This is a genomic window from uncultured Polaribacter sp. (genome assembly GCF_947495205.1).
In the GTDB taxonomy this organism is placed as follows: Bacteria; Bacteroidota; Bacteroidia; order Flavobacteriales; family Flavobacteriaceae; genus Polaribacter.
The window spans coordinates 45928-58628 of record NZ_CANLXV010000012.1; the positions used below are offsets into that span (position 1 = coordinate 45928).

Annotated in this window: 13 protein-coding genes and 1 pseudogene; 9 read left to right on the top strand and 5 right to left on the bottom strand. The window is 30.1% G+C overall.

From position 1 onward, the window contains the following. The first annotated feature begins 16 nt into the window (after positions 1-16). Entirely contained in the window at positions 17-697 is a 681-nt protein-coding gene (locus Q0762_RS11800; protein WP_298767104.1) for an NRDE family protein, read from the top strand. On the opposite strand, the gene Q0762_RS11805 is transcribed toward Q0762_RS11800, so the two are convergent. The 4 genes and pseudogenes from Q0762_RS11805 to Q0762_RS11815 form a co-directional block, all read right to left on the bottom strand. Then, the gene (locus Q0762_RS11805) at positions 694-1425 is read right to left on the bottom strand and encodes a hypothetical protein (RefSeq protein WP_298767105.1); all 732 of its coding nucleotides are present in this window, start codon (positions 1423-1425) and stop codon (positions 694-696) included. The two genes, Q0762_RS11800 and Q0762_RS11805, sit on opposite strands and share 4 nt — an antisense overlap. An 87-nt stretch (positions 1426-1512) precedes the next feature. Then, positions 1513-1818 (bottom strand): annotated as a pseudogene (locus tag Q0762_RS14025) (DUF3667 domain-containing protein); the annotation flags it as partial. Further along, positions 1806-2192, bottom strand: a complete 387-nt coding sequence (gene apaG / locus Q0762_RS11810) for a Co2+/Mg2+ efflux protein ApaG (RefSeq protein ID WP_298767106.1) — start codon at positions 2190-2192, stop codon at positions 1806-1808. The pseudogene Q0762_RS14025 and the gene apaG, both read right to left, overlap by 13 nt. Before the next feature lie 50 nt (positions 2193-2242). Continuing rightward, a complete protein-coding gene (locus Q0762_RS11815; protein WP_298767107.1) occupies positions 2243-3460 on the bottom strand; it encodes a DUF5103 domain-containing protein in 1218 nt (405 codons plus the stop codon). Positions 3461-4150: 690 nt separating this feature from the next. On the opposite strand from Q0762_RS11815, the gene Q0762_RS11820 reads away from it, so the two are divergent. The 6 genes from Q0762_RS11820 (at position 4151) to nqrF (ending at position 10283) form a co-directional block, all read left to right on the top strand. After that, positions 4151-5500 carry a Na(+)-translocating NADH-quinone reductase subunit A gene (locus Q0762_RS11820; RefSeq protein ID WP_298767108.1) on the top strand — a complete coding sequence of 450 codons (1350 nt, stop codon included), beginning with the start codon at positions 4151-4153 and terminating at the stop codon, positions 5498-5500. 12 nt (positions 5501-5512) lie between these two features. Continuing rightward, a complete protein-coding gene (locus Q0762_RS11825) occupies positions 5513-6712 on the top strand; it encodes an NADH:ubiquinone reductase (Na(+)-transporting) subunit B (protein WP_298767109.1) in 1200 nt (399 codons plus the stop codon). After that, entirely contained in the window at positions 6712-7500 is a 789-nt protein-coding gene (locus tag Q0762_RS11830) for a Na(+)-translocating NADH-quinone reductase subunit C (RefSeq protein ID WP_298767164.1), read from the top strand. The genes Q0762_RS11825 and Q0762_RS11830 overlap by 1 nt, the downstream gene beginning before the upstream one ends. A 6-nt stretch (positions 7501-7506) precedes the next feature. Then, the gene (locus Q0762_RS11835) at positions 7507-8151 is read left to right on the top strand and encodes an NADH:ubiquinone reductase (Na(+)-transporting) subunit D (RefSeq protein ID WP_298767110.1); all 645 of its coding nucleotides are present in this window, start codon (positions 7507-7509) and stop codon (positions 8149-8151) included. A gap of 94 nt (positions 8152-8245) precedes the next feature. Next, complete coding sequence (gene nqrE, locus Q0762_RS11840; RefSeq protein ID WP_298767111.1) at positions 8246-8971, top strand: NADH:ubiquinone reductase (Na(+)-transporting) subunit E; 726 nt, start codon at positions 8246-8248, stop codon at positions 8969-8971. Between the two features lies 1 nt (position 8972). Then, positions 8973-10283: an NADH:ubiquinone reductase (Na(+)-transporting) subunit F gene (gene nqrF, locus Q0762_RS11845; RefSeq protein WP_298767112.1), complete on the top strand. Its 1311-nt coding sequence runs from the start codon at positions 8973-8975 to the stop codon at positions 10281-10283. A gap of 529 nt (positions 10284-10812) precedes the next feature. Here nqrF and Q0762_RS11850 read toward each other — a convergent pair. Next, on the bottom strand, positions 10813-11277 hold the full coding sequence (locus Q0762_RS11850) for a Na(+)-translocating NADH-quinone reductase subunit F (RefSeq protein ID WP_298767113.1): 465 nt from the start codon (positions 11275-11277) through the stop codon (positions 10813-10815). 153 nt (positions 11278-11430) lie between these two features. Here Q0762_RS11850 and Q0762_RS11855 point away from each other — a divergent pair, with 153 nt between their 5' ends. Together Q0762_RS11855 and Q0762_RS11860 are read left to right on the top strand one after the other, a co-directional pair. Further along, entirely contained in the window at positions 11431-12186 is a 756-nt protein-coding gene (locus Q0762_RS11855; protein ID WP_298767114.1) for an alpha/beta fold hydrolase, read from the top strand. A gap of 48 nt (positions 12187-12234) precedes the next feature. After that, positions 12235-12684: a retropepsin-like aspartic protease gene (locus Q0762_RS11860; RefSeq protein WP_298767115.1), complete on the top strand. Its 450-nt coding sequence runs from the start codon at positions 12235-12237 to the stop codon at positions 12682-12684. The last annotated feature ends 17 nt before the right edge of the window (positions 12685-12701 follow it).

The following is a 12701-nucleotide window of genomic DNA, read 5'->3' on the forward strand; positions in this document are numbered from 1 at the left end:
CAATATTAATAAACTAATGTGTACAGTAACCTATTTACCTTTAAAGGATAATAATTTTATTTTAACGTCTAATAGAGATGAAACTCCATTGCGAAAAACAATACCGCCAAAAGATTATGCGGAAAATGGCGTAAGCTTAACTTACCCAAAAGACGAATTAGCAGGCGGAACTTGGATTGGTTTAAGTGAGAAAAAACGTTTGGTTTGTTTGTTAAATGGTGGCTTTAAAATTCACACTAGAAAACCATCTTATAAAATGAGTAGAGGTGTTATTGTGAAGCAAATTTTAGGCGCCCAAAATGCAGTATCTTTTATAGAGGAGTTTAATTTTTCTGATATAGAACCTTTTACTTTGGTTTTAGTAGATTGGGAAGTAGATTTAAATACTTATGAATTGGTTTGGGACGGAACAAAAAAGTATTTTAAAGCATTGCCTCAAGAACCAAAAATTTGGTCTTCTAGCACTTTGTATACAGAAGAAATGAAGGAACAAAGACAAGATTGGTTTGCAAATTGGATACAAAATAATCCAGATTTCTCTCAAGAGGAAATTTTAAAGTTTCATCAAAATGAAAGTTTAGGTACAAAGGGAACTTCACCAAAAATGAAGAGGGAATTTGTAGAAACAGTAAGTGTTACTTCTGTGAAAAAAGAAGCAACTGCTGTAAATATGTTGTATTTAGATTTGTTATGTTAAAATAAAGCAAAAGAAACTATTGCTACTAAAACAATACCTAAAGCACCTACTATAGAATAAATAAAATTTAATAGTAAAAATTTTAGTAGTGTTTTGCCATATTTTTGTTTGTAAAATTTTTTCATTGCGAAAAATAGATACATTAAAAACACAAGTAAAAAGAACCCCCAGGGATTACTGTCAATAAAAATGCCTACAAAAGCTGCAATTGTTAATAGTATAAATAAAACGGTTTGTGTATGAAAAACGAAAATTAAATGGTCTACATAAGTGTATTTTCTTCTTATGTATAATAGTTTAAGAAATAAGGTAAAAATAGGAAGAAAAATAAATAAGGAAATAGAACTATAAGACAGGGCTTCTTTTACAAATCTGTCAGTGGCATCTTTATTATTAGAAAGCTCATTTATAGTTTTAGATTTTTGATAAAGAAATCTGTTTTTAAAATTTTTCTGCTGTTTTAAAGAGTCTAGAGCAAAATCTATGCTTAATTTTGGATTTTTCTTTTGAAAAGTTATAAAATCATCAAACCTAGTTCCTTTAAAAGAAATCTTGTTTTTCTTTAATTCTTTTCTTTTGGTAGAATCTTTGGCCTGTTCTTCTATCTTAGCTAAAATTTCTTTTTTATAAGCTTTAGATAAAGGTATAAAAGATTCATTTAATTCTTTAGCTACTATTTTTTTAATAGAATCTGGTGTAACCTGTTTGTTATTTAAAGCATCTTCCAAGTTTATTTTTGCGAGTTTCTCGCCTTTAGAATACTTTTTGTACTTATCATAAGTCGTGGAAAAACTAAGAATTAAAAATAATATGACAGAAACTGTTATGTAAAATCGAAACGGATTGGAATAGCGACTTCTTTTTCCTGCTTTGTAATCTGTAGATACTTTGCCTGGTTTGGTTAGTAAGGGGATTAAAGTTTTCCAAAATTTAGCATCAAAATTAAAGAAGCCATTGAAAATTTCCCGAATAAAATCTTTAAAATTTATTTGGTTTCCTCTATTAGCCTGCCCACAATCTGGACAAAATTTTTCTTGTCCGTTAAAAGGGTGCCCACAGTTTAAACATGCAGGGTCTTTAATTTTTGCGAGTTTCTTTTTAGATTTTATTAGTTTAATAATACAGGTGTTACGAGTTTAAAAGTAGGTATGTATACTTTAAACTGTTCAAAATTATCAAGGTTTATCATGGTGTAAAAGCCTTTCATGGCGCCAATATTAGATTGTAAAAAGCAACCAGAGCTATACGTGTAAATGTCATTTGGTTTTAGTGTTGGTGTTTGCCCTACAACGCCCTCGCCACTCACAATTTCGGTTTTATTTAAAGAATCATAAATTTTCCAAAAACGGTCTGTAAGTTTCACGGTTTGTTGGCTATTGTTTTCGATAGTAATTACGTAAGAAAAAACGTAGTATGCAGTATTATTTCTTGTGCTAATGCTGTTAAACTTAGTTTCTACAGAAATTTTAATGCCTTTTGTAATTTGTTCTACCATATAAGGTAAAAATAGGTGTTTAAATTTGTATTTACAAATCTAATTTCTAATTACCTGTTTTGGTTAAAAAATCCGGTTCCAACACCAATTACTCTGTCATAAAGGCTACCAAACGGTTTGTAGTATGCTATTACTGTATATTCGTTTTCAGTTTCAAAAAAAGAACCTGTAATTTCATGCGTGTTAATTACATTATCTAAACCAATAGTAGCATAAGTGTAGTTGTAAAAACCTTGTTTTAATAAAATATTTGCATTGTAAGTGTTGGTTTTAGGGCTGTAATACATTTTGTTAACCTCGTTAACTTCAAAATTATTAAAAGCACCGTAAACATAAACTTCTTTCTCCTTAAACATTTCATCTACTTCTAGTGTAAAATGCATTAAGGCATAATCTGCTTCTGTATTATTGTCATTCCCTTCTAGCGTTCTAATTACAAATTGCCCATTAATATCTGGGCTATACGTATATTCTAAAAACGCATTATAGGTGTATGGATATAGGTAGTGATTAAAAACTTCATCATGTGTAACTTTAATAATATTTAAGCTTTTGTTTCTAATAATTTTACTATCAAAATTTAAATACTCGTTATCTCCCCAAAAGTTTGTTTTATTGGTATAGGTATATAAAAGTTGATTGGGTTTAAAAAAAGTAGGTTCTAAATCTGTAATAATTTCAGACCAATTGTTGTTTTTAATAATAGCCACATTAACTTCTAAACTAGGGTTGGTAATTTTAATGTTAGGATGATTTATAGAAAATTGAATGGTTTGTTGTGTGTTTAAAGTTTTGGTATTTCTACTTCTGGCTACAGAAACCCCTAAAGTAGCTAAATCTTCATAAAGCACAAATCGTCTTGTAAAAATAACTTCATCATATGCATCTAAAACCGAGAGTAAATAATTTCCACTTTTGGTGATTACCGTATTTACGTTGGGTATTTTTACAGAATAATGCGTGTAATTTTGAAAAGTGTTAAAAGAATTGGTTACCTCTATAATGGTGTTTTGATCAAAACCATTTACAAATTGGCTAGCTAGTAATCTGCTTTTTTTCCAATCGTGTGTCATGTGTTCTATTTTGTATTGATAATCTTTGCTATCTGCATCTAAATCGTCAAAAGATAATTCTAAAACAGTGCCTAAAGGAACTATTGCAGTATATACATTTTCTTGCAAAGGTCTTAGTTGAATTGTTTTAATGTTTTGAGCCAAAAAAGAAATTTGAAAAAATACAATAAATACTAAAGTTAATTTTTTGAACATGTTGATGTACTATTATAGTTTAAGAATTTGGTTTTATGCAATTTTATAAATCAAAAAGTATACCCTTTTATTTTTAATGATGAAAAACACAAATTTATAGTTTAAAACGTTGCTTTTTCATGAAAACATAATTTTTAAAGCAAATATCCTTTTTTTTGTGGCGTTTCTTTTTTTTTGACTTCAAGTTTTTTTGATGTATGTTTTTTTCAGAGTTTAATATTGTTTTTTTTTAGACGAAAAATTATCAACAGAAAATTTAGAAAAAATCACAATTAGTTTGTATCCTAATCCATCAAAGAGTTATGTTAACATTAAAACAAGTTTCGAAAAATAAAGTATATTTTTCTATGATTTAAATGATAAAATGTATCAAAAGTAAAAGGGAATCTTCAAGAAGAACCTGTAAATATTCAAAATTTAAAAAAAAGGTGTTTACTTTGTAAAAGTTGTTTTTGAAAAAATACCATCACCAAAAAAGTCTTCAAACAATAATTATTTGAGGTACTTTTCTTTAATTTTAAGGCTTTTTTCTTCTAGATGTAAAATAGTGTTTTCTAAAAACTCATTTATTTAGAATAATTATAAATAAGTTTTTTTAACGAATATTAAATAATAATTATATCTAAAATAATCGTTAAAACCACTATTTTTGCATCGATTTTTTTAGTTAACTAAATATTCCAATTTACTATGTCAAAAGACATTCGTATTAAAAAAGGCTTAGATATTAAGCTTATTGGCGTTGCAGAAAAAAACACAACTACGGTTTCTCAAAGTAGTGTGTATGCAGTTAAGCCAGAAGACTTTCACGGAATAATACCAAAACTTGTTTCAAAAGAAGGCGCAGAAGTAAAAGCAGGAGATACTCTTTTTTATGATAAGAGTAACGAAAGTGTTTTGTTTCCTAGTCCTGTTTCTGGAAAAGTGGTAGAGGTAGTTCGTGGAGCAAGAAGAAAAGTTTTAGCAGTAAAAATAGCTGCAGATGCAACACAATCTTATAAAGATTTTGGTACTAAAGATGCAAGCAAAATGTCTGCGGATGAAGTTAAAACTCATCTTTTAGCAGCTGGTTGTTGGCCATTTGTAAAACAACGTCCGTATGATGTTGTTGCAGATCCAAATCAAGCGCCTAAAGCCATTTTTATTTCTGCTTATGCAAGCGCTCCTTTAGCAGCAGATTTAGATTATACTTTAGCTGGTAAAGAAAAAGAATTGCAAGAAGCCATAACAGCAATTTCCAAATTAACTTCTGGAAAAGTTCATGTTTCTGTAGGGAAAAATGCAAACTCTCCATTAGCAAAAGTAAACGGTTCAGAAATTCATAAGGTTTCAGGTCCACATCCATCAGGAAATGTAGGTACACAAATTGCAGAAATAGACCCAATTAACAAAGGGGAAGTAGTTTGGACTTTGAATGCTCAAGACTTAGTGGTTATTGGAGAATTACTTTTAACAGGTAAATTAAATTTAGAGAGAACTATTGCGTTAACCGGTTCTAAATTTGCTACACCACAATATGTTACTGCTATTGCAGGTGCTACCGTTGCAGATTTAGTAAAAGGAAATCTGAATAACGATAATACTAGAGTTATTAGTGGAAACGTGCTTTCAGGAAAAGAAGTTAAAGAAGACGAATTTTTAGGATATTACGACAATCAAATTACAGCAATTCCAGAAGGGGACGATTATGAGTTTTTTGGATGGAATAAACCTGTTTTTGATAAAGTGTCTACATCTAGAGCATTAACTTTTTCTTGGTTAACACCCAATAAAAAGTTTGATTTAAATACCAATACAAACGGAGAGCATAGAGCGTTTGTGGTAACAGGTTCTTATGAAGAAGTATTTCCTTTAGATATTTATCCAATGCAATTATTAAAAGCATTTATGTATAAAGATTTAGATGAAATGGAAGCTTTAGGAGGTTATGAAGTAGCTCCAGAAGACTTTGCTTTAACAGAATTTATTTGTGTATCTAAACAACCACATCAAAAGATTATTAGAGAAGGTTTAGATTTAATGAGAGAAGAATTAGGATAAGATTATACTATTATGAGCTTAAAACAAAACTTACACAATTTAAAAGAAAAGTATAAAGGTAAAAAAATGGCACCTGCATTTAATGCAATCCATACCTTTTTATATTTGCCAAATGAAGTAACTCATGGAGGTACTCACGTAAAGGCAGCAGACGATTTAAAACGTACCATGAATACTGTAATTACGGCATTAATACCGTGTTTGCTTTTTGGTATGTTTAATGCAGGTTATCAGCATTATGCAGCAATAGATCCAACGTTAAGAACAGATATATTAGCAAACTTTTTTACGTTTGATAATCTTTGGATTGGGATTATTAAAGTATTACCACTTGTAATTGTTTCTTACGGTGTTGGTCTTATTGTAGAATTTATTTTTGCAGTAATTAAAGGGCACGAAGTAGAAGAAGGCTATTTAGTTACAGGTATGTTAGTTCCATTAATTGTGCCTGTAGATACTCCTTTATGGATGTTAGCAGTAGCAGTTGTTTTTGGAGTTGTTATTGGTAAAGAAGTTTTTGGTGGTACAGGAATGAATATTTTAAACCCAGCTTTAACTATTAGAGCGTTTTTGTTTTTTGCATATCCTACTTGGATGTCTGGAGACAAAGTTTGGGTTTATGAAGCTACTGAAAGAGCAGGAACTGCAGATGCAATTTCGGGAGAAACTATTTTAGGTAGTTATGCACAAAATGCAGAAGTTGTGTATTCTAACTGGGACAAGTTTATGGGCTTTATTCCAGGTTCTGTTGGAGAAACTTCTACCTTATTAATATTATTAGGTGCAGCTTTTTTAATCTTTACAAAAATTGGAAGTTGGAGAATAATTTTAGCTACATTTTTAGGTGCTGCTGTAATGGGTTTAATCTTTAATGCAGTTGTAAATGCAGAAGTTATTACAGAATCTAGTAAATTTTACGGCTTAATGAATACGCCTTTTTGGGAACATTTAATGATTGGTGGTTTGGCATTTGGTGCTGTTTTTATGGCAACAGATCCAGTAACTGGTTCTCAAACAAATAAAGGAAAGTGGATTTATGGTTTCCTTATTGGATTTTTATCAATAATGATTCGTGTATTTAATCCAGCATATCCAGAAGGAGTTTTCTTAGCAATATTATTAATGAATGTTTTTGCACCAACCATAGACCATTATGTAGTGCAAGGTAACGTTAAGAAAAGAATGAAACGTTTAAAAGCAAAAACAGCATAATTATGGCAAATACAGATAAAAATTCATACACAATAATTTTTGCCATTGCAATGGTAATTGTTGTCGGTTCTTTATTAGCATTTACTGCATCTTCTTTAAAACCAAACATTAAAGAGAATGAAAGAATGGAAAAGCAACAAAACATTTTGTATGCTATGGGAATAAATGGAAATAAAGGTGAAGGTGATATCACTTTTATATCTACAGATAAGGTATCTGAAGTGTTTGCTTCTAAAATTTCTGAACAAATTGTTTTAGAGGTTAAAGACGGTGCTATTTTAAAACAAATGAATCGTGATGAGTTTGTTAAAGCAAATAATAAAGAACCTTATTTAATTGATATTAAAAAGGAGCAGGCCAAAGCTAAAAATGGTAGTTCTCGCTTTCTACCATTGTTTAAAGGAGAGCAAGAAGGAAAAACAGTTTACGTTGCACCTATAAGAGGTAAAGGTCTTTGGGATGCCATCTGGGGATTTGTTGCTTTAGATAAAGACATGATTGTTAGAGGTACATATTTTGATCATAAAGGAGAAACTCCTGGTTTAGGAGCAAATATTAAGCAACGTTATTTTATGGATGATTTTTACGGAGAAAGATTACTTACAGATGCAGGCGTTTTTAAAGGAATTGCTGTAGCTAAAGGAAATAATGATCCAAAAAATGAAGATAAAGATGATTATGAAGTAGATGCTTTAGCAGGTGCAACCATCACTGGAGATGGTGTTTCTGCAATGATAAAGAAAGATTTAAAATTGTACTTACCATACTTTAAAAACCTAAAAAAATAATTTAAAATGGCATTACTTTCAAAAAAAGACGCAAAGTTAATTACAGATCCATTAGCAGATAACAATCCAATTACAATACAAGTATTAGGTATATGTTCTGCATTAGCAATTACTGCAGAGCTAAAAGCCTCTTTAGTAATGGGAATTGCTGTATTGTTTGTATTAGGTGTAGGTAACGTAGTTATATCTCTAATGAGAAATATTATACCATCTAAAATTAGAATTATTGTACAACTTATTGTAGTTGCATCTTTAGTAATTATTGTAGATCAAGTATTAAAAGCTTTTGCTTTTGAATTGAGTAAAACGTTATCAGTTTTTATTGGTTTAATTATTACCAACTGTATTATTATGGGACGTTTTGAGGCTTTTGCTTTGGCAAATGGGCCTTGGAGATCTTTCTTAGATGGAATTGGTAATGCATTAGGTTACGCGGTAATCTTGTTAATTGTAGGTTTTTTTAGAGAATTATTAGGTTCTGGTACTTTATTTGGTATTCCTGTTTTAGGAGATGCAATTGAAAAAACAGGATTGTATGCCACAGGTTATGAAAATAATGGTTTTATGTTAATGCCTCCAATGGCGCTAATAATTGTAGGACTTATTATTTGGGTACAAAGAAGTAGAAACAAGAGTTTAATAGAAGATTAGTACATTATTTCTTGAATACATTTCAGGAAGGTAATGAAGTACTTTATATAGTTTATCAAACATTCTGAAATAAATCAGAATAAAAAATAAAAAAATGGAACACGTAGAATTATTTTTCAAATCAATCTTTATTGATAATATGGTGTTTGCGGTATTTTTAGGTATGTGTTCATACTTGGCCGTATCAAAAAAGGTGGCTACAGCTGTAGGTTTAGGTGCTGCTGTAATTTTTGTATTAGCAATTACCGTGCCTTTAAACTGGTTGTTAGACCAATATTTATTACAACCTGGTGCATTATCTTGGTTAGGTGCAGAATATGCAGATTATGACTTAGGTTTTTTATCTTTTATCATGTTTATTGCAACTATTGCAACCATGGTCCAATTGGTAGAAATTATTGTCGAAAAATTTTCACCTTCACTTTACAACTCTTTAGGTATATTTTTACCATTAATTGCTGTAAACTGTGCAATTTTAGGAGGAAGTTTATTTATGCAAGCTCGTGAAATTGAAAGTTTAGGTTTGGCTTTTAATTACGGTATATCATCTGGAATAGGTTGGTTTTTAGCAATTTTAGCGATAGCAGCTATTCGTGAGAAAATTAGATATTCTAGTGTGCCACCAGCTTTAAGAGGTTTAGGTATTACTTTTATTATTACAGGTTTAATGGGAATTGGTTTTTTAAGTTTTGGAGGAATGTTAACTGGCGGAGATGAAGAAGAAAAACCAGCTAAAAAAGTAGAGGCTACCGTTAAAAAAGTAGAATCAAAAGAAGATAAGAAAGAAGAAATAGCAAAAAACACGAAAACGATACAATAATATGATTTTAGCAGCAGGTACTACAGGAACTGTTATTGCAACAGTGGTCGCATTTTTAATAATCGCTTTATTACTAATAACTTTATTGTTAGTCGTAAAACAAAAATTATCTCCATCTGGTCCCGTAAAGATTATGATTAATGGAGAAAGAGAAATAGAAGTTGCTTCTGGAGATTCTTTATTATCTACCTTAGGAAATAATAAAATATTTTTACCATCAGCTTGTGGTGGAGGTGGAACTTGTATTCAATGCGAGTGTCATGTTACGGAAGGTGGAGGAGAAGCATTACCAACAGAGGTGCCGCATTTTTCTAGAAAAGAATTAAAAGACGGTGCACGTTTGGCTTGCCAAGTTAAGGTAAAACAAAATATGAATATTTCTATTCCAGAAGAAGTTTTTGGAATTAAAAAATGGGATGCAGTAGTAGTAAGAAATTATAACGTAGCTTCTTTTATTAAAGAATTCGTGGTAGAAATACCAGAAGATATGGGTTATAAAGCGGGAGGTTATATTCAAATTGAAATTCCACCTTGTGAAGTAAAGTTTTCTGAAATGGATATTACTGCACACCCAGAAGAGCATGAAACTGCAGATAAATTTGAAGGCGAATGGGAAAAGTTTAATCTAAGACCGTTGGTTATGAAAAATACAGAAACTGTAGAAAGAGCATATTCTATGGCTTCTTACCCAGCAGAAGGAAGAGAAATTATGTTAAACGTTCGTATTGCAACACCACCTTTTGATAGAGCAAAAGGCGGCTGGATGGATGTGAATCCTGGAGTTGCATCTTCTTATATATTTAACTTGAAAAAAGGAGACAAATGTGTAATTTCCGGTCCTTATGGAGAATTCTTTATCAATGAATCTGACGCAGAAATGTTGTATGTTGGTGGTGGAGCAGGTATGGCGCCAATGCGTTCGCATTTATATCAATTATTTAGAACACTTAAAACCGGTAGAAAAGTAACGTATTGGTATGGTGGACGATCTAAGGCTGAATTGTTTTATATTGATCATTTTAGAGCATTAGAAAAAGATTTTCCTAATTTTAAGTTTTACTTAGCATTATCTGAACCTTTAGAGGTGGATAACTGGAAAGTTAAAAAAGATATTAATGACGAATCAGGAGATGGATTTGTTGGATTTATACATAATTGTGTAATCGAAAATTATTTGAATCATCATGAATCACCAGAAGACATCGAATTGTATTTCTGTGGACCACCATTAATGAACAAGGCTGTTCAAAAGATGGGTGAAGATTTTGGTATTTCAGATGAAAATATCCGTTTTGATGACTTTGGAGGATAGTCTATAGGCATTTATAAATTAGTAAAACCAATTCAGAAATGAATTGGTTTTTTTTTGAATTGAAAGTAGTAAATTTAGTGATATACTTATCAATCAAATTGAAGGACACATAAGTTTTAAGGGATTTTAATATGGCACTAAAGAATTTAAAATATTTGATAAAGGAACTAGTGGATATTAAATTCAATGCACTAAAACAGGAAAAATAGCACTTTTAGAAGGTCATTTAATATTCATTTAGATGGAGGTTATTATTTCTTAAATGAGCCTAAAATGATATGTTTATGCTATTTAATGAATGATATACGCCGGCTATGAAAGCAATAGGTATAATTCTTAAAATAGATATTGGAGATTAGTAAAGGAGCTTATAAAGAGATTTTAAAATAGCAGTTATTTAATACTTCATGCACTATAATTTCAAAGGTCTTAAAATGGTAGTAAAGCCAATAAGTAAGTGAAATTTGAATTCTTAAATAAAACAATTCATTTTTATTATTACAATACGTAGATTCTGAGTGGCCGTAGATTAGATGGTAAGTAATGTATCTAAATGATATTTTGGCATATTATCTTCAAATTCAAATAGTTTAGAGTAATCCATTACATTAGGTATGTTTTCTAACGCACACAAATAGGCAACAACTGCACACAAACCATTAAAGAGCGTTTCTTTTGTGTTTGCGTTTACAGGCTTTTTGTTATAATGGCACAAGGGTGTGGCAAAACCACAAGTTTCTAGAAATACTTTTTCTATCTGTAAAATCTCAAGAGGTGTATAACCATTAAATTTTCTGCCAAGATTTTGATGAACACGACCAACATAACTTAAATTTAATGAGCCATGATCATTTGAAAGGTGTTTCCAACTGTCTAGGTTATCTAAAATATTACCAACAGCACAAGCAGTGCAATCTTCTGGATTTAGTCTGTTATTGTGAAAAGCGTTATACAGTTTAATTAGCGCTTGTTCTAGTCTATATGGAGTATTCATTTTATGGGCCTCTTTATAAATCTAAAAATAAGATATTAATTGAATTGTTCCAAAGCACTATCTGTTAAAATTTTAATCTAGAAGGGTTAAAAATTATTAGTTTCGCATAAATTGATTTACAATATGGTGTTTATAGGTTTTCTTCTCTTGTTTTTGATAGTAATTTTTTCGCTTTTGTATGTTTTTCAAGAAAAATTCATTTTTTTAAATGGTAAAATTATTCCAAAGGAATATTCCTATCGGTTTACTTCTAAGTTTGAAGAGCTTTTTATAACAACAAAATCTAGTAGTATAAATGCATTACATTTTAAATTAAAAAATCCAAAGGGAGTAGTGCTATTTAATCATGGAAATAAAGGAAATTTGATGAAATGGGGAGAAAAGGTAAACTTCTTTCTAAAATGTAATTATGAAGTGCTAGTTTATGACTATAGAAGTTATGGTAAAAGTAAAGGTAAGTTTGATGAAGATGAAATGTATAACGATGCATTGGAAGTTTATAACCATTTAAAAGCTTATTATGAAGAGTGTAATATTGTAGTTTATGGCTTTTCTTTGGGAAGTACTTTTGCTACAAAAATAGCTTCAATTAATAATCCAAAACATTTAATATTAGAAGCGCCATTTTTCAATTTTAAAAAGGCTGTCCGTTTTGTAACAAAATTAGTACCCATTTTTTTGCTGAAATATCAATTTAGAACAGATATTGATATTCAAAACGTTAAATGTCCAATCACGATTTTTCATGGTAATTTAGATAAAACTACTTCTTTTAAAGATTCAAAAGAACTTTATACGTTTATAAATACCCAAAATAAAGAATTTGTAATGGTTAATAAAGGCACGCATCATAACATTAAGGATTTTGCTATTTATAAAAAGAAATTAAAAGAAATTTTATATTCTTAGTTTAGGATACATTTTTAATATTGTATTTTTGATAGTTATAGAAAGGATATGAAACGTGTAGAAAAGATTTTAAAGAAACATAAATACATTAGCATAAAACTTAAGCTAATTGCTACCAATCATTTAGAATTAAAAGCAAAAATTAATGGTGTTAAAGGTCGTTTTATTTTAGATACAGGTGCTTCTAATTCTTGTGTTGGCTTAGATGCCATAGAAAATTTTAAATTGGTGGCGAAAGAAAGTGAAACAAAAGCGGCTGGGGCAGGAGCCACAGATATGGAAACTCAAATTTCTGAAAGCAATACTTTACATATTAATAAATGGAAAACCAAGAAATTGAATTTGGTTTTGTTTGATTTGTCTCACGTAAATACAGCACTAGAACATCACAATGCTAAAAAAGTAGATGGTATTATTGGTGCCGATATTTTACAAAAAGGAAAAGCTTTTATAGATTATAATAAGAAGTTATTGTATTTAAAGAAAACAAAAAAATAGAAATAGTTACAATTGTA

What these genes read in the sequence shown, in the direction of transcription:
- Q0762_RS11815 (WP_298767107.1), bottom strand. Translation starts at nt 3,460, where the DNA reads ATGTTCAAAAAATTAACTTTAGTATTTATTGTATTTTTTCAAATTTCT.
- nqrE (WP_298767111.1), top strand. Translation starts at nt 8,246, where the DNA reads ATGGAACACGTAGAATTATTTTTCAAATCAATCTTTATTGATAATATG.
- Q0762_RS11850 (WP_298767113.1), bottom strand. Translation starts at nt 11,277, where the DNA reads ATGAATACTCCATATAGACTAGAACAAGCGCTAATTAAACTGTATAAC.
- Q0762_RS11825 (WP_298767109.1), top strand. Translation starts at nt 5,513, where the DNA reads ATGAGCTTAAAACAAAACTTACACAATTTAAAAGAAAAGTATAAAGGT.
- Q0762_RS11800 (WP_298767104.1), top strand. Translation starts at nt 17, where the DNA reads ATGTGTACAGTAACCTATTTACCTTTAAAGGATAATAATTTTATTTTA.
- Q0762_RS11860 (WP_298767115.1), top strand. Translation starts at nt 12,235, where the DNA reads ATGAAACGTGTAGAAAAGATTTTAAAGAAACATAAATACATTAGCATA.
- apaG (WP_298767106.1), bottom strand. Translation starts at nt 2,192, where the DNA reads ATGGTAGAACAAATTACAAAAGGCATTAAAATTTCTGTAGAAACTAAG.
- nqrF (WP_298767112.1), top strand. Translation starts at nt 8,973, where the DNA reads ATGATTTTAGCAGCAGGTACTACAGGAACTGTTATTGCAACAGTGGTC.
- Q0762_RS11835 (WP_298767110.1), top strand. Translation starts at nt 7,507, where the DNA reads ATGGCATTACTTTCAAAAAAAGACGCAAAGTTAATTACAGATCCATTA.
- Q0762_RS11820 (WP_298767108.1), top strand. Translation starts at nt 4,151, where the DNA reads ATGTCAAAAGACATTCGTATTAAAAAAGGCTTAGATATTAAGCTTATT.